Annotated in this window: 13 protein-coding genes; 12 read left to right on the forward strand and 1 reads right to left on the reverse strand. The window is 69.3% G+C overall.

The genetic code is table 11. From position 1 onward, the window contains the following. The 7 genes from AC0IZS_RS03945 (at position 1) to AC0IZS_RS03975 (ending at position 10,567) form a co-directional block, all read left to right on the forward strand. Positions 1-1,434, forward strand: coding sequence for a sigma 54-interacting transcriptional regulator (locus tag AC0IZS_RS03945; RefSeq protein WP_471634450.1), 1,434 nt, complete (start codon positions 1-3; stop codon positions 1,432-1,434). 182 nt (positions 1,435-1,616) lie between these two features. Then, positions 1,617-3,185, forward strand: coding sequence for a glucan biosynthesis protein G (locus tag AC0IZS_RS03950; protein ID WP_471634451.1), 1,569 nt, complete (start codon positions 1,617-1,619; stop codon positions 3,183-3,185). Further along, positions 3,158-5,191 carry a glucans biosynthesis glucosyltransferase MdoH gene (gene mdoH, locus AC0IZS_RS03955; protein WP_471634452.1) on the forward strand — a complete coding sequence of 678 codons (2,034 nt, stop codon included), beginning with the start codon at positions 3,158-3,160 and terminating at the stop codon, positions 5,189-5,191. Before AC0IZS_RS03950 ends, mdoH begins: the two co-directional genes overlap by 28 nt. A 246-nt stretch (positions 5,192-5,437) precedes the next feature. Then, complete coding sequence (locus tag AC0IZS_RS03960; protein ID WP_471634453.1) at positions 5,438-6,289, forward strand: C13 family peptidase; 852 nt, start codon at positions 5,438-5,440, stop codon at positions 6,287-6,289. Positions 6,290-6,405: 116 nt separating this feature from the next. After that, on the forward strand, positions 6,406-8,730 hold the full coding sequence (locus AC0IZS_RS03965; RefSeq protein ID WP_471634454.1) for a hypothetical protein: 2,325 nt from the start codon (positions 6,406-6,408) through the stop codon (positions 8,728-8,730). Further along, positions 8,715-9,869 carry a hypothetical protein gene (locus tag AC0IZS_RS03970; RefSeq protein WP_471634455.1) on the forward strand — a complete coding sequence of 385 codons (1,155 nt, stop codon included), beginning with the start codon at positions 8,715-8,717 and terminating at the stop codon, positions 9,867-9,869. The genes AC0IZS_RS03965 and AC0IZS_RS03970 overlap by 16 nt, the downstream gene beginning before the upstream one ends. Further along, positions 9,866-10,567, forward strand: a complete 702-nt coding sequence (locus tag AC0IZS_RS03975; protein WP_471634456.1) for a DUF1266 domain-containing protein — start codon at positions 9,866-9,868, stop codon at positions 10,565-10,567. Before AC0IZS_RS03970 ends, AC0IZS_RS03975 begins: the two co-directional genes overlap by 4 nt. A gap of 49 nt (positions 10,568-10,616) precedes the next feature. Here the strand turns inward: AC0IZS_RS03975 and ffh are convergent, their stop codons facing one another. Next, positions 10,617-11,996 carry a signal recognition particle protein gene (gene ffh / locus AC0IZS_RS03980; RefSeq protein WP_057201719.1) on the reverse strand — a complete coding sequence of 460 codons (1,380 nt, stop codon included), beginning with the start codon at positions 11,994-11,996 and terminating at the stop codon, positions 10,617-10,619. A gap of 90 nt (positions 11,997-12,086) precedes the next feature. Here ffh and AC0IZS_RS03985 point away from each other — a divergent pair, with 90 nt between their 5' ends. From AC0IZS_RS03985 to ampD, 5 genes are read left to right on the forward strand one after another with little or no spacing between them, the layout of a single operon-like run. After that, positions 12,087-12,884, forward strand: a complete 798-nt coding sequence (locus tag AC0IZS_RS03985) for a cytochrome C assembly family protein (RefSeq protein WP_471634457.1) — start codon at positions 12,087-12,089, stop codon at positions 12,882-12,884. Further along, on the forward strand, positions 12,881-13,108 hold the full coding sequence (locus AC0IZS_RS03990) for a PP0621 family protein (RefSeq protein WP_471634458.1): 228 nt from the start codon (positions 12,881-12,883) through the stop codon (positions 13,106-13,108). Before AC0IZS_RS03985 ends, AC0IZS_RS03990 begins: the two co-directional genes overlap by 4 nt. A gap of 10 nt (positions 13,109-13,118) precedes the next feature. Then, positions 13,119-14,822 (forward strand): sensor histidine kinase, encoded by a 1,704-nt coding sequence (locus AC0IZS_RS03995; RefSeq protein WP_471634459.1) that lies wholly within the window; start codon positions 13,119-13,121, stop codon positions 14,820-14,822. Between the two features lie 16 nt (positions 14,823-14,838). Further along, positions 14,839-16,410 (forward strand): sigma-54-dependent transcriptional regulator, encoded by a 1,572-nt coding sequence (locus AC0IZS_RS04000; RefSeq protein WP_471634460.1) that lies wholly within the window; start codon positions 14,839-14,841, stop codon positions 16,408-16,410. After that, a complete protein-coding gene (gene ampD, locus AC0IZS_RS04005) occupies positions 16,394-17,017 on the forward strand; it encodes a 1,6-anhydro-N-acetylmuramyl-L-alanine amidase AmpD (RefSeq protein ID WP_471634461.1) in 624 nt (207 codons plus the stop codon). Before AC0IZS_RS04000 ends, ampD begins: the two co-directional genes overlap by 17 nt. The last annotated feature ends 240 nt before the right edge of the window (positions 17,018-17,257 follow it).

Raw genomic sequence — 17,257 nt, forward strand, 5'->3', positions numbered from 1 at the left:
ATGCCCGCATCGACCAAGACCCCCGGCACCCCGGCCAGCGGCCAGCAACGCATCCTGGTGGTGGATGACGATGCCGACATGCTGCGCCTGCTCTCCCTGCGCCTGAAGGGCGCGGGCTACGAGGTGATCGCCGTGGGCTCGGCCGAGGCCGCGCTGGCCCAGCTCGAAATGGCGCGGCCCCAGCTGGTGCTCAGCGACGTGCGGCTGCCGGGCAAGGATGGGCTGGCCCTGTTCGACGAGGTGCGCGAGCGCCACCCCTCGCTGCCGGTGATTCTGCTGACCGCGCACGGCACCATCCCCGATGCGGTGGAGGCGACCTCGCGCGGCGTGTTCACCTACCTGACCAAGCCCTACGACGGCAAGGACCTGCTCGAGAAGATCGGCCAGGCCCTGGCGCTGAGCGCGCCGGTGGTGGCCCAGGCGCATGCCAACGAGGCCTGGCGCGCCGACATCGTGAGCCGCTCCAACCGCATGACCGAGCTGCTGGCCGAGGCCTACATGGTGGCCCAGTCGGACGCCAGCGTGCTGCTGCTGGGCGACAGCGGCGCCGGCAAGGAGCTGCTGGCCCAAGCCATCCACCGGGCCAGCCCGCGCGCGGCCAAGCCCTTCGTGGCGGTCAACTGCGGCGCCATTCCCGAGGCGCTGCTGGAGTCCGAGCTGTTCGGCCACGTCAAGGGCGCCTTCACCGACGCGACCAGCAACCACAAGGGCCTGTTCCAGGCCGCCGAGGGCGGCACCCTGCTGCTCGACGAGATCGGCGACATGCCGCCCGCGCTGCAGGTCAAGCTGCTGCGCGTGCTGCAGGAGCGGGCCGTGCGGCCTGTGGGCTCGAGCCAGTCCACGCCCATCGACGTGCGCATCATCTCGGCCACCCACCGCGACCTGGAGGCCGCCATGGCCACGGCCCAGTTCCGCGAGGATCTGTACTACCGCCTCAACGTCGTCACCCTGGCACTGCCGACCCTGGCCGAGCGGCGCGAGGACATCGCCCTGCTGGCCAACCATTTCCTGGACCGGCTGGCGCGCAAGTACGACAAGCGCCTGTCGGGCTTTGCACCCGAGGCCCTCAAGGCTCTGACCACGGCGGCCTGGCCCGGCAACGTGCGCCAGCTGTTCAACGTGGTGGAGCAGGTGTGTGCCCTGTCCACCACGCCGCTGGTGCCGCTGACCCTGGTGCAGCGTGCGCTGCGCATCCCCTCGGCCCCGGTGCTGAGCTTTGCCGATGCACGCCAGCGCTTCGAGCGCGAGTACCTGGTGGGTCTGCTCAAGATGACCGATGGCAACGTGGCCGACGCCGCGCGCCTGGCCCAGCGCAACCGCACGGAGTTCTACCGGCTGCTGCAAAAGCATGCGCTGACCCCTGGCCATTTCAAGAGCGACGCCACGCCGGACGAAGGCCCGGGCGATGACGTCGCCGATGAGCGACAGGAGTAAGTCCTTGATTTCAAAGGGATTGGCGATGCGCAGCCATCCCCCTGTCGCCATCCGGCGACAAAAACCGGCCTTTTGAGGCCGTTTTGCTGCACTGCACACTTGCTTACAGGCGCAATCACCCCTAAGTCATTGATATACAAGCATTTTTTCAAGCTGGCACAGGGTTTGCCCTATATGTCGGCATGGATGCTGTCTTTCCTTCTTTTTCACGCAGCTTGCGCTGCAGCGCTGCAGCCACGCTGGCGCTGTCCGCCCTGCTGGCGGCCAGCGTGGCGCAGGCACAGGCGTTCGATTTCGAGAGCCTGACAAAGCTGGCGCGTGAGCGCGCCGACAAGCCTTTCGTTGCTGCCAGCGACAAGCTACCCGCCGACCTGGCCCAGCTCAATTACGACCAGGTGCGCGACATCCGCTACAAGCCCGAGCGTGCCCTGTGGCGCGCCGAGAAGCTGCCCTTCGAGGCCATGTTCTTCCACCTGGGCCTGTACCAGACCCAGCCGGTGCGCATCCATGAGGTGACGCCTTCGGGCACGCGCGACATCAGCTACAGCCGCGCCGACTTCGACTACGGCAAGAACACAGTTCAGCCCCAGGCCTGGGGTGACCTCGGTTTTGCGGGCTTTCGCCTGCACAACCACCTCAATTCGCCCGAGTACAAGGACGAGCTGGCGGTGTTCCAGGGCGCGAGCTATTTCCGCGCGCTGGGCGCCGGCCAGCAGTACGGCCTGTCGGCGCGCGGCCTGGCGATCGACACCGTGGGCGGCATGGGCGAGGAGTTTCCGCGCTTTACCGACTTCTGGCTGGTCAAGCCCGAGCCCCAAGGCAAGCAGGTCACGGTGTTTGCGCTGCTCGACTCGCCCCGCGCCACCGGTGCCTACCGCTTCGACATCACGCCGGGGCCGCAGACCGTGACCACCGTGCGCGCCCGGGTCTTCGTGCGTGGCAACGCCGCCAAGCCCATCGGCACGCTGGGCGTGGCGCCGCTGACCAGCATGTTCTTCTTTGGCGAGAACCAGCCGCGCAAGCAGGACTTTCGCCCCGAGGTGCACGACTCCGATGGCCTGATGGTCGCCACGGGCGAGGGTGAATGGCTGTGGCGCCCGTTGCAGAATCCGGGCAGCACGCTGGTGACCTCGTTCACCACCACCAACCCCAAGGGCTTCGGCCTGATGCAGCGTGACCGCCAGTGGGCCAGCTACGAGGACGTGGAAGCCCGCTATGAACGCCGCCCCAGCGCCTGGGTGCGCCCCTTGCACGACTGGGGCCCGGGCCGGGTGGAGCTGGTGCAGAACAACACGCCCGACGAAACGCACGACAACATCGTCGCCTACTGGGTGCCGGCCAAACTGCCCGTCCCCGGCACGCCGCTGGAGTTCTCGTACGAGCTCGGCTGGCAGGGCGATGAACAGCAGCGCCCGCCGGGCAGCTGGGCCACGCAGTCTCGCCGCGGCATGGGCTTTACCAAGCAAAGCGCGCAGGAGCTGCGCCAGCAGGTGCAGTACGTGGTCGATTTCACCGGCCCGGCGCTGGCCGCCCTGCCCACCGATGCGGCCGTGAAGGCCGTGGTCACCGCCGATGCCAACGGCAAGGTTCTCGAAAACGCGGCCTACCGCAACCCTGCCACCGGGCAGTGGCGCATGACCGTGCGCGTACAGCGCCAGCAGGCCGATCGCCCGATCGAGCTGCGCGCCTTCCTTCAACACGACAACCACGCTGTGAGCGAAACATGGACGCACATCATTCTTCCCGAGTAAGCCCGTCAGAGCCCCTCGCCTCTGAAGACCGTGGTGCCCCTCGCACGCAGCGCAGCACGCTGCGTGAGGAGCGCCACCCCAATTCCGTGACCGCGCCGCCGCTCCACCGTGGCTCCATGGTGCCCCTGCCCTGGCGCGGCTTCTGGAACAGCATCGGCACCGCGCTGCTGCTGCGCCTGACCGGCCGCCCCGGCAGCGCTCCACCGGCCACCCCGGCCGGCATGCAGCACGAGGCCTGGCAGGGCGCCGCCCAGCGCCGCCGCTGGACCTTCGCACTGCTCACGGTGCTCAGCACCACGCTGGCCACCACCTTGTTCGCCGGTGTGCAGCCCGACTACGACAACGCCTGGCTGGGCTACGGCCAGATGGCGCTGTTCGCGCTGCTCTCGGCCTGGGTGGTTACCGGCTTCATGACCGGCATGATGGGCTTCTGGGTCATGCTGCGCGGTGACCGCCATGCGCTGTCGGCCAAGAGCGTGGCATCCGCCCAACTCTCGCCCGAGGCGCGCACGGCCATCATCATGCCGATCTGCAACGAGGACGTGGCCACGGTGTTTGCCGGCCTGCGTGCCACCTGCGAATCGGTGGCGGCCACAGGCCACGGCGCCACGTTCGACGTGTTCGTGCTGTCCGACAGCTACGACAAGGACATCGCCCGGGCCGAGCGTGCCGCTTGGGAAGACCTGCGCAGCGCGCTGGCCGAGCACGGCCAGCAGCCCCAGGTGCAGGTGTACTACCGCCTGCGCACGCGCCGCAGCCACCGCAAGGCCGGCAACGTGGCCGACTTCTGCCGCCGCTGGGGCAAGGACTACCGCTACATGGTGGTGCTCGATGCCGACAGCGTGATGAGCGGCGACTGCATCGTCTCCATGGCCAAACTGATGGAAGCCAACCCCAGCGCCGGCATCATCCAGACCGCCACGCAGGCCATCGGCCACGTCACGCTGCACGCCCGCGCGCAGCAGTTCGCCTCGCGCGTCACCGGACGCCTGTTCACCCTGGGGATGCAGTACTGGCAGCTGGGCGAGTCGCACTACTGGGGCCACAACGCCATCATCCGCATGGAACCCTTCATGCAGCACTGCGCGCTGGCCCCCATCGCGGGCAAGGGCGGACTGTCGGGTGGCATCATGTCGCACGACTTCGTTGAGGCCGCGCTGATGCGCCGCGCCGGCTACCACGTGTGGCTGGTGTCCGACCTGATCGGCAGCTACGAGCAGCAACCGCCGGACCTGCTGGCCGAGCTGCAGCGGGACCGCCGCTGGTGCCAGGGCAACCTGCAGAACGCGCGCCTGATGGCCGAGCCCGGCATCCATGCCGTACACCGCTCGATGTTCGTGACCGGCGCCATGGCCTACCTGTCGGCCCCGCTGTGGCTGGCCTTCCTGACGCTGGGCACGGCCCTGTGGCTGTCGGGCGCACCCGTGGTGGCCAATTGGCACATCCTGCCGGCCGAGCTGCTGGGCCTGTGGGGCTGGACGGTGTCCATGCTGTTCCTGCCGCGCATCCTGGGCGTGTCCGCGGTTTTCATGCGCCGCGAGCAGGCGCAGTACGGTGGCGGCTGGAGTCTGGTCAAGAGCGCCGTGGTCGAAAGCGTGCTGGCCATTTTGCAGGCGCCCGTGCGCATGCTGGCCCACTCGCTGTTCGTGCTGCTGGCGATCACCGGCCTGGAACTGCAATGGAAGTCGCCCCCGCGCGAAGCCAATGCCGTGCCCTGGGGCCAGGCCACGCGCCAGCTCGCCCCGATGACCGCCGTGATCGCCCTCCTGGCGCTGGGCGTGGCCTTCGTCGATGGCAGCGCCCTGCTGTGGCTCATGCCCGTGGGCCTGCCGCTGGCGCTGGCCATTCCGCTGGCGGTGCTGACCAGCCAGATCGCGCTGGGCAAGGCGATGCGTGCGCAGCGCCTGCTGCTGATCCCCGAGGAGTCGTGGTCGCCGCCGGTGCTGCGCCGTGCGTGGCTGCATGCCAGTCGCCTGGCGCGGCCGGCGTTGAGGGCTGCAGCATGATCAAAGTGTGACTTATGCCACACAAACTGGAAGCCGGTGCATGCACCGGCTTTTTGTTATTTGCTACTCATTTGATAGCATGTAATTGCCAATGGCCGTAGATGACAACGCAATCACCGGCATGGCCACTCACCCAAACAGGCGCTGGACTCGCCATGGCACTCCCTTACGATACGCACGCTTCGGAACCACCTGCGCGCCGCGCCCGGTGGCGCCCGATTCCTGCCTACCGTGGAAACACCATCGATGCCATCGCCTCTTGCCTCCCACGCCGCCACGCGGCGCTTCTTGCACGCCAGCGCCCTGGCCCTGGCCCTCGCAGCCGCCGGCTGTGCCGCGCCCCCTGCCCAGGTGACCGAGTCCCCCGCGCCTGCACCCCAGGCCGCCCCCGAGCCGCCCCCGCCGGCCGAGCCGCCAGGCCGCATCATCTTTGCCGGCTTTGCGATGCACTCGCAGTCCAAGGCCTTCCGCAACGATGTGCAGCTGGCCGAAAAGCTGGTCAGCGAGATCGACCCCAATGCCCTGATGCTGCGGCTGGCCAACCCGGCCAAGGACCAGAGCGCCGACTGGCCGCAGGCCACGGCCGAGAACTTCGCGCTGGTGATGGCCAGGACGGCCGAGGTGGCGCGCCCGCGTGACCGCGTGCTGCTGTTCATCTCCACCCACGCCAACCCCGGCCTGCTCAGCGTCAACGCGGGCGGCAAGAACCAGCAGCCCATCACGCCCAAGATCCTCAGCGACGCCCTGGCCCCGCTGGCCAAGGTGCCCACGCTGGTGGTGCTGTCCGCCTGCTACAGCGGTGCCTTCATCGAGCCACTGAAGGCCCCCAACCGCGTGGTGCTGACCGCGACCGACGTGCGCGCCACCTCGTTCAAGTGCCAGTACACCGGCAACAACACCCCGTTCGCCGAGGCCCTGTTCGGCCAGGTGGGTGCCGAGAAGCTGTCGATCACCGACTGGATGGGCGAGGCCCAGAAATCCATCGCCGCGCAGGAAAAGCGCCGCAAGCTGCCCGCGTCCAAGCCCCTGGCCTTCGTCGGCGACGAAGCCAAGGCCTGGGCCGGCCAGCCGCTCAAGGACTGGCTGCAGGCGCCATGAGAACCTGTTCACTGTCTCTCAGGGGATCGCGAGACAGTGAACAGGTTCTACGCCCGCACGCCTTTATGCCGGGCACACCACCCGGCGTTTCCGTCCCTCCTTTTTCGCCACACACCATGCTGACTGCCACCGCCCCGACCCTGCACGCCACCTCGCTGTCCGGCCCCTTGCTGGATGCCTACCTGGACGAAGCCGAGGCCCTGTTCGAGGCCACCGATGACGAGGACGGCGCAGCGGACGGCCAGGGGGAGAGCGAGGAAGCCGCCCATGCCCGGCGCATGCAGGCCCTGGCCGACATGCTGGGCCTGCAGTCGCTGCAGCCCGGTTCGCTCGACGTGCTGCACCGCGTGCATGAACTGTGGATGCAGGCCGGCCAGCCGGCACAGGCCCTGCAGGCCATCGACACCCATGCCGCCACCCTGGTGGACGAATTGCCCGCCGCCGAGCGCCACCAGGCACAGGTGCATGCCGGCTTTGCCCGCACCCAGGCGCTGCGCGCCCTGCCCGAACAGGCTGCGCTGCTGCACCAGGCGCTCGACGGCATGGCGCGCCTGCTGGCCCAGCCGCCGCTGGACCAGCAGTCCGACCGGGCCTGGGAGCATCTGGCGGGCCAGGCCGAGCGCAGCAGGGACTACGGGGTGTGGCGCCGCTGTGCCCAGGCCCGCTATGCGCTGCAGGTGGTACAGCCCGAGCGCACTGCCTACCGCGCCTGGGATGAAGCCGTGCTGGCCACTCGCCTGGCCGAAGTGGCGGCCGCCGAGGGCGATGCCAGGCAGGCGCAGCAGTTGGTGCAGCAGGCCATGGACCAGTTGCGCAATGCCGCGCCCGGGCAGGACGTGGACCACGAGGACTGGCTGAAGCTGGGCGAGCAGTTCGTGGCACTGGACCCCACGAGCATCGACACCATCGTGCAGCAGATCCCGGCGCGCATGCCGGCCGAGCTGTCGCGGCCGCTGCAGCGCGACGTCTCCGTGCGCCGCGCCCGCCTGCAGGCCCGGGCCCTGCAGCGCCAGGGCCGCCTCGACGAGGCCCTGGTCAAGGCCAGGCAGGGCCGCTTCGGCCTGACCGGCGACCAGGAAGACGGCTTCAGCATCTTCGTGCTCGACCTGCTGATCGAAGCCGGCAGGCTGGACGACGCGGCACAACTGGCCTTCGAGAGCGCCAGCAGCCAGCGCCCCGCTTCGACACCGCATGCCTGCACGGTGGCCCTCGCGCAAATGAAGGCGCACCTGTCCCGGGGCGCCACGCCCCACCCCGGCTGGCACCTGGCACTGGCCAGCGCCGCCATGAACGACGCCGGGTGGGTGGAAGACACCGAGGACCCCGAGGCCTTCATCGGGCACCACCTCGCGCAGGTGCGCAGCGCCGTGCCGGAGCACCCGGCGCTGGCGTGCCTGGACGGGCTGCGCCTGTTCGCCGCTGGAGAACACGCGCGCGCCCTGCCACTGCTGGAGGCGGCGGTGCGCGAGCCCGCCATGGCCGCGCCCGACCTGCTGCAGGCACTGTGGGTCAGCCGTATCAAGGTGCATGGCGTCACCAAGGCGCTGCAACAGCCGTTTGCAGCATCGCCCGCCGCAGGCTGGTGCTACAACATCGGCGTGTGGCTGGACTTCAACCTGCAGCAGGCCTGCGGCGCCAGCGACGACGAGGACTGGCCCGAGCGCGACATCGATGCCCTCAAGGCGCGCTACTACGAGTCGGCCGTGGTGCATTTCGATGCCTTCTTCGCCACCGGCGAAGGCTGGTTCCGCGATGGCGACGTACACGTCTACTCCATGCTGTGCAACAACCTGGCCATCTACTACCGCTGTAACCTCAAGGAGTACGACAAGGCCATCGAACTGCACCACAAGGGCCTGGCCACCAGCCCCTTTGCGGAGCACCACAACGGCCTCGTGTCCTGCTACGCGGCGTCGGAACGCAAGGCCGAGCTCATCGCGGCGGCCGACCAGCTGTGGCACTACTCCCTGGACCATGGCTACGGGCGCCACGATCCCACGGACTACTTCAAGCGCGTGTGCCGCGCGCTCTACGAGCTGGACCGCGACAACGAGATCGACATCTGGCTGCAGCGCCTGGATGAATGGTGGAACGGCCTGGACCGCGATGACCAGGCCGAGAACGAGGACGACTACCTCGGCGCCCTGCTGGTCATGCTGCGCAACCTGGCGTGGTCGCAGCCGGCCGACGCCCTGGCGCGGCTCGAGCAGGTGATGCCACGCGTGCGGGCCAATGCCCTGCCCGGCGTGCGGCGCGTGGCCGGCAACGTGTACGAGAACACCAAGCAGTACGAACCTGCCATGGCGCTCTACCAGGAGTCGCTCAGGATGGTGCGCCCGGGCGACGAGAGCGATGCCGAGCAGGCCGGCTACGCGCGCGACGACATCGCCAGCTGCAAGAAGGCCATGGCCGCCGGCAAGCCCTGGTGGAAACTCTGGTAATGGCGCTGGGCGCAGCCGCACGCAGCATGTACGGCGCGCGCGACGTGGTCAACGCGCCGGCCCTGCGCAGCGCGATCGAGCGCCGCAGCCAGGAGCGCAACGACCCCGAGGAGGTGCGTGCCTGGCTGGCCAACCACTTCTACCGGCATGTGGTGGGCAACCTGCAGGCGCCGGCACCGGTGCTGCAGGCCGTCACGCAGCGTGGGCAGGCGCAGGCCCTGCTCAAGCCGGCGCCCGTGCCGCCCTGGGCGCTGGCCCGGCTGGGCGACGCCCCTGCGCGCCATGCCCCCGGGGCGGAAACCCCGCTGTGGTGGATCGACCCCGAAGCCGAAGCGGTGCTGGCGCTGGAGGCCCGGCTTGTGGAGTTTCTGCTGTCGCGCGAGGGCACGGCGCTGCAAGGCAAGCTGCAGCGCGTGACCGCCCCGCAGGCGCTGGCCCTGTGGGCCGAAGAACATGCGGCCTACGAAGCCAAAGCCGCTGCCGGCTGGCGCGAGCACCAGAGCGATGCCGTGGCCTTGGCATGGCAGGGCGAGCAGGGCCATTTCATCGAGTTCCGCCCGGACAGCGAGCACCTGCGCGCGGAAATGGCCTATGAAAGCCAGATGATGCGCCACTGCCTGGGCCAGTTCGCGAGCCGGCGCAGCCTGGCCGGCGGCTACGGCGAGCACTATGCCAAGGCCTGCGAAGAGGGGCGCATGCGCCTGTTCTCCTACCGCACGGCCAGCCACGTGCCGCACATCACGATCAGCGCCCATGTGCGCGAGGACGGCCGCCTGGCCATCGACCAGATCAAGGGCAAGCAGAACCGCCCGCCCATCGAGCGCTACCAGGGCGAGGTGCTGGCCCTGCTCAACCAGTTGACCACCTGCGAGGAGGCGCCACCCGATGCGCTGCAGATGGGCATCGTGCGCACGGCCCAGGGCTGGTGCGCCGTGCGCGACGTGGTGCATGAACAGGACCAACTGCGCCTGGTGCAGGCCCGGCCCGCGCTGGTGCGCGAGCTGCCCGCCCCCTCACCGCTGGTGCAGTGGCTGGTGGCGGCGCGCGACCCCGCGCTGCTGCAAGGCCTGCCGCTGGCGGCCTCCGTGGCGGCGGCACTGGGCGCCGGTGGCACGCAGGCCACGGAGCGCCCCCAATGATCGCCTGGCTGGTCTTCGCACTCGGGTTCTGCCTGGTGGCCTGGCTGGCCTGGCTGCTGCTGCTGTGGGTGCTGGGGCCGTTCCTGCGCTGGTACGGGCGACCGCGCCTGCGCCGCCAGTACGTCCTGGACGCGCACTGGAGCTGGACCCTGGCCCTGGCCGATCCCATGGCCTTCGCACGCATCCAGGGCGGCTTCGCCGATGCGCGCATGCCGCGCCTGGCCGATGCGCTGCAGCAGTCCCTGCGCCCGGCCCTGCTGCACCTGCTGGGCCTGCGCAGCGACATGGCCGACGACCAGGTCCGCGCCGCACTGCCCGCGCAATTGCGCGAGCGCTGGTTCCGCATGGGCCTGGACGCCCTGCGCCCCGACGATGCCCCGCGCGACGCGATGGCCCTGGCCTGTGCGCGCGTAGCCTTCGCCACGCGCACCGCCGCCCTGCTGGGCTGGCTGGACGAGGCCACGCAGTGGCAGATCCTGCACCACAACGCACAGCGCGCGGCCGACTGCTTTCACAGCTGGCAGGATTTCGGCAGCGCCTGCGCACGCGGGCGCCGCCAGTGGGTGGCCCATTCGCGGGCGGACAGCCTGGGCGTGGCCTTCACCGAAGACGACGTGGCGCAATGGGTAGCCAACCGCGACCATCCCTGGCACTGGCTGCCCTGGCCGCTGCCACCGCCGCCCATGAAAAAGCCCTGAAGAGCGCGGCCTGCGCTCATTCAGGGCTGTGGGTGATCGAAGGCCCGGGTCAGAACGGCATCTTGGGCATGCCGCCGCCCCCGAGGCCCTTCATGCCGCCCATCTTCTTCATCATCTTCATCAGGCCGCCCCCCTTCATCTTCTTCATCATGTCCTGCATCTGCTCGAACTCCTTGAGCAGGCGGTTGACTTCCTGGACATGCACGCCGGCGCCGCCTGCGATGCGCTTCTTGCGCGTGGCCTTGATCAGCTCGGGCTTGCGGCGCTCCAGCGGGGTCATGCTCTGGATGATGCCTTCCTTGCGCTTGATGTCCTTCTCGGCCTTGTCCATGTCCACGGCGCCAGCCTTGGCGGTGAACTGGGCGGGCAGCTTGTCCATCAGGCTCGACAGTCCGCCCATCTGCTTCATCTGCTGCAGCTGCGACAGGAAGTCGTTGAGGTCGAAGCCGTCACCGCTCTTGACCTTGGCGGCGAGCTTTTGCGCGGCCTCGATGTCCACGCCCGCCGTGACCTGTTCCACCAGGGCCACGATGTCGCCCATGCCCAGGATACGGCCCGCATGGCGCTCGGCATCGAACACTTCCAGGCCATCGAGCTTTTCGGAGACGCCCGCGAACTTGATCGGCGCACCGGTGATCTGGCGCACCGACAGCGCGGCACCACCGCGCGAGTCGCCGTCGAGCTTGGTCAGCACGATGCCGGTGAGCGGCAGCGCTTCCTTGAAGGCCTTGGCCGTGTTGATCGCATCCTGGCCCTGCATGGCATCGACCACGAACAGGGTTTCGACCGGGTTCAGGGCGGCATGCAGGTCCTTGATTTCCTTCATCAGCACTTCGTCGATGGCCAGGCGACCGGCCGTGTCGACCAGCAACACGTCGAAGTAGTGCTTCTTGGCGTAGTCGAGCGCAGCCAGGCCGATATCCAGCGGCTTCTGGTCGGGGGTGCTCGGGAACCACTCGGCGCCGGCCTGCTTCGTCACCGTCTTGAGCTGCTCGATGGCGGCGGGGCGGTAGACGTCGCCCGAGACGGTTAGCACCTTCTTCTTGCGTTTTTCGATCAGGTGCTTGGCCAGCTTGGCCGTGGTGGTGGTCTTGCCGGCGCCCTGCAGGCCGGCCATCAGGATCACGGCGGGTGGCTGGGCGGCCAGGTTGATGTCGGAAATGCCCTCGCCCATGGTGGCGGCGAGTTCGCGGTTGACGATGGAGACCAGGGTCTGGCCCGGCTTGAGCGAGCCCAGCACCTCCTGGCCCAGGGCCTTTTCCTTGACCCGGGCAATGAAATCCCGCACGACGGGCAGGGCCACGTCGGCTTCGAGCAGGGCCATGCGCACCTCACGCAGCATGTCCTGCACGTTGGATTCGGTGATGCGGGCCTGGCCGCGCATCTCCTTGACGAGGCGCGTGAGTTTGTCGGTAAGGGCGGAGGCCATAGGGGATTGTTCCGGGTTTGCCTGCAGTACGAGTGCATGCAGGCCGCCAGGGCGCGGGCGGCAAGGCGAAAGACAACTAAACTGTAAGCCATGATTTTACCCAGTGCTTCTCCCCTTGGCTGGCTGCTCGCGCTTGCCGCAGCTGCGGCCTATGCCATGCCGGCTGCCGCGGCGTCGCGCCTGGGGGCTGCGGGCATGCGCAACGCCCTGCTGGTCGCATGGTTGCTGCATGGCGCCACCCTGGTGCTGGGCCTGTGGAACGAGGCACCGCGCTTTGGCTTTGCGCCGGCCCTGTCGATGACGGCCTGGCTGGTGCTCACGGTGTACGCGGTCGAAAAGCAGCTGTTTCCGCAGATGCAGGCGCGCTGGGTGCTGGCAGCACTGGGCGCGGTGGCCATCGTGCTGGCCCTGGTGTTCCCGGGCCAGCCGCTGCATGTGTCGGCGTCGGCCTGGCTGCCGCTGCACCTTGCCCTGGGCATTGCCTGCTACGGCCTGTTCGGCGCTGCCGTGGTGCATGCCTGGCTGATGACACGCGCCGAGCGCCACATCCGCCAGGCCGAAGACCCGCACAGCGGCATTCCGCTGCTCACGCTGGAGCGCCTGACCTTCCGCTTCGTGACGGCCGGTTTCGTGCTGCTCACCGCCACGCTGCTGGCCGGCTGGCTGTTCGGCGACGCGCTCTACGGCCGCGCCTGGCGCTGGGACCACAAGGCGATCTTCTCACTGATGGCCTGGATCACGTTTGCCACACTGCTGCTGGGCCGTGCGCGCTTTGGCTGGCGCGGCCGCACCGCCGTGGGCGTGCTCTATGCCGGGGCCGGCCTGCTGCTGCTGGCCTACGTGGGCTCGCGCTTCGTGCTCGAAGTCATCCTGGGCCGCAGCGCATGAAGTACCTCGTTCTGCTGGTGGTGCTGGTGGTGGCCATCGGCATCTGGCGCAGCAACCGCGCCGCGCCCAAGGAAGCCCAGCCCGGCAAGGCCCGCCCCCCCGCCCTGCCCCAGGACATCGTGGCCTGCGCGCACTGCGGCGTGCATGTGCCGCGTGCCGAGGCCCAGATCCAGGGGGACAGCGCCTACTGCAGCCTGGAGCACCAACGCCTTGGCAAGCCCTGAACCGACGACCATGGCAGACAGCCCGCCGGGCAACAACCTGCTCGTGACGGTGGATGCGCCTTTCCTGCGCCTGTGGAAGGGCTTCCTGACCGCCCGGGTGATGGTCGCGATCGCCCTGGTCCTGCTGCAGACCCTGGGGCAGGCCGTCAACCAGACGCTGGACCCGGCCACGCTGGCGGTCGCCGTGGCCTACCTGATCGCCACCCTGCTGATGCGCATCCTGGCGCGCCACCAGCCGCCGCCACCGGGCACGGGCATGCACTGGCTGCCCTCCATCGGCGTCGACCTGGCGGTGGTGTGCGCCTTGCAACTGCTGCATTCGGGCGCCCTGAACTACACCCCGCTGTTCGGCCTGCCGATCCTGATGGCGGCCGTGCTGGGCACGCTCACGCTGGCACTGGGCACCACGGCGGGCGTGACCCTGCTGCTGCTGGGCCTGGCGTGGCTGGGCTCGCGTGCAGGTGTCGACGACCCCCAGCGCTACCTGCAAAGCGCCCTCACCGGCACGGGCTATTTCATCGTCTCCTACCTGGTGCACCAGCTTGCCACGCGCCTGGCGCGCGAGCAGGAAGTGGCCCTGCAAAGCCAGATGACGGCGCGGGTGCAGACGCAGGTGAGCGCCCTGGTGATCCAGAACCTCACGGACGGCGTGCTGGTGGTGGACGAGAACGACACCGTGCGCACGGCCAACCCGGCGGCCCTGCAATTGCTCGGCCAGCCGCCCCTGCCGCCCCTGCCCTTTTCGCTGACGCATGCGGCCGCCTGGGATCCCCTGGTGAGGCTGGCACGCCACACCTTCCGCCAGGAGCAGCCCCAGACCGCCGATGCCGACCTGCTGCACCCGGGCGAAAGCCCGACCGGCCTGCACGTGCGCACCTGGCTGACCTCGTCACGCACCCTGGCCCGCGAGTCTGGCACCGAGCGGCTGTGCGTGATGTTCCTGCACGACCTGCGCGAGATGCAGGCGCGCCTGCGCACCGAGAAGCTGGCCGCCATGGGCCGCATGTCGGCCGCCGTGGCCCACGAGATCCGCAACCCCCTGGCGGCCATCGTCCAGGCCAATGCCCTGCTGGAAGAAGACCTGACGGACCCTGGCCAGAAACGCCTGGCGCACATGGTGCAGCAGAACGCGGACCGCCTGGCGCGCATTGCCGAGGAGGTGCTGGACATCGCCCGCGTACAGCACCAGATCAGCCATTCGCCCGCCTCCACCCTGCAACTGGACACGGCCGTGGCGCAGGTCTGGAACGATTGGCAAGGCCAGGACCCGGCCCAGCGGCAAGGACTGGTGGCCTTGGGGGCAGGCGATGCGCATGTGGAGTTCGACCCCGAGCACCTGCGCCGCGTGCTGGTGAACCTGCTGGACAACGCCCTGCGCTACAGAGGTCCCGAGCTGGACTCGCTGTGCATCACCACGCGCACCAGCATCACCGGCCAGATCAGCCTGCAGGTCTGGAGCGATGGCGCGCCCATGGACAAATCGGTGGAGCGCCACCTGTTCGAGCCCTTCTTTTCGTCCGAAAGCCGCTCCAGCGGCCTGGGCCTGTACATCTGCCGCGAGCTGTGCCAGCGCCATGGGGCCTCCATCGGCTACCAGCGGGTCGTGCGCCTGACCCAGCGCGGTGATACCGGCGGCAATGCCTTTACAGTCGGCTTTCGGCGCACAACGCGCCCGTCCGAGCCCGCCTCCCTGTTCGACACCATCGTGGTCTGAAAGCCTTTTCTCCCCCATGAACGCCCCTGCTGCCTCCATCCTTGTCGTAGACGACGAGCCCGATCTGCGCACGCTCTACGAACTCACGCTGCTGCGCGAAGGCTACCGCGTGGAGACGGCCGCCAGCGTGCAGGAGGCGCGCGAGCAGCTCAAGGCGCACCGCTTCGACGCGGTGATCACCGACATGCGCCTGCCCGACGGCTTTGGCATGGAGCTGCTGCAGGACCTGCGCGACCAGCAGCGCAAGGAACGCTGCGTGGTCATGACGGCCTACGGCTCGGCCGAAAATGCGGTGGAGGCGCTGCGCTCCGGTGCCTTCGACTACCTGACCAAGCCGGTGGACCTGAAACAGTTCCGCTCCGTGGTGGCCTCGGCCATCCAGGGCACGGGCGGGGTGCCGGCACCGCGCGCGGCACGCACCCCAGGCGGGCGCCAGAGCGGCACGGTCGATGCACAGGCCTCGTCGTCGGCGCTGGACCGTCTGGTCGGCGAGTCGGCCGCCATGCGCAACGTCAAGCAGCGCGTGGCCAAGGTCGCGCGTGGCATGGCGCCGGTGCTGATCCACGGCGAGTCGGGCACCGGCAAGGAGCTGGTCGCCCAGGCCCTGCACGCCAGCAGCCAGCGCGCCGACGGCCCCTGGGTGGCCGTGAACTGCGGCGCCATCCCCGAAAACCTGCTCGAGGCCGAGTTCTTTGGCGCGCGCAAGGGCTCCTACACCGGCGCCAGCCAGGACCGGGACGGCTACTTCCAGGCAGCGCGCGGGGGCACGCTGTTCCTCGACGAGATCGGCGACCTGCCGCTGGCCATGCAATCGAAGCTGCTGCGCGCCATCCAGGAGCGCAGCGTGCGCGCCCTGGGCTCCACACAGGAAGAGACGGTGGACGTGCGCATCGTCAGCGCCACGCACCGCGACCTGGCGGCCGACGTGCAGACCGGCCGCTTCCGCCAGGATCTTTACTACCGCCTCAACGTGATCGAGGTCGTGATCCCGCCGCTGCGCGAGCGGCGCGAAGACCTGCCCGCCCTGTGCCGGGCCCTGCTCGCGCGCATCGCGCAGGAGTCGGGCATGCCCGTGCCGGCACTGACCGAGCACGCGATCCAGGCGATTGCCGCCCACCCCCTCACCGGCAACGTGCGCGAGCTGGAAAACCTGCTGCACCGCGCCGTGGCCCTGAGCGAAGGGGATGAGCTGCACGTGGACGGCGTGGCCCCGCCTGCGGGCGGCTTTCCTGCAGCCGCCAGCAGCGCCAGCCCGGCCCCTGCACAGGCTCCAGACGCCGCGGCGTTCACCCCCACCGCCGTACCGGACACGCTGCAGGCGGACGACGCATCGTCGCCCCGCCCGGCCCTGGGCGCTGCGCCCGGCTCCCCCATGCCAGGCGCCAGCACACCCCTGCCCAGTGACCTGCAGGCCTGGCTGGACCAGCAGGAGCGCGACATCCTGGTGCGCGCACTGCGCGAGGCGGGGTTCAACCGCACGGCCACGGCGGCGCGCCTGGGCATCAGCCTGCGCCAGATCCGCTACCGCATTGCGCGCCTGAACATCGCCGTGCCCAATGACCAGGATGCCCATGACGACATCGGCTGAGGTGCCGGGCGCCGCCAGGTCCCCATGGGACCAGGGCTGGCACCGGTCGGCCGTGCGCCAGCCCTCGCCCAACTTCGGCCCGCGCCCGCCGGCGGCGCAGATCGACCTGATCGTGGTGCATTCCATCAGCCTGCCCCCGGGCGAGTACGGGGGCCCGGCCGTGCGCCAGCTGTTCACCAACACGCTTGACTGGGACGCACACCCCTACTACCAGGGCATCCGCGGTCTCACGGTGTCCGCGCACTTTGTCATCGACCGCGCTGGGGGGCTCTGGCAGTTCGTGGACTGCGACCAGCGCGCCTGGCATGCGGGGCCCTCGGCCTACCGGGGCCGCGCGCAATGCAACGACGACTCCATCGGCATCGAGCTCGAAGGCCTGGAGGGCGAGCGCTTCGAGGCCGACCAGTACGCCACGCTGGCCTGGCTGTGCCGTGACATCGCGCGGCGCTATCCCATCGCCCACCTGGCCGGCCACGAGCACATCGCCCCGGGGCGCAAGCACGACCCGGGTGCAGGCTTCGACTGGGCGGGCCTGCAGCAGTCGCTGGGCTGGCCACCGGAGTGCTTTCCGGTCGACACGCGGCCGGCCTCCACCACCGGCGCCTGACCCCACGCACCGGGTCGGTGCGCGCAGGCCGCAGCACCCGCAGCGGATGTCGCAGCAGCACGTCACATCACCGCTGCAGCAAAAATATTTTTTGCTGCGAATGCACAAACCGGCCGCTTCAATCTCCACGCGGTCTGCCATGCAAAACTGGCCCGCATCACGCGCCACTGCGTGGTTTTCACAGCCATCCATCGGACACAAGGCGCGTGTACGACAGGCACCATAGGCCGATGCGGCGTG

This window comes from Acidovorax sp. AC410 (assembly GCF_979253235.1).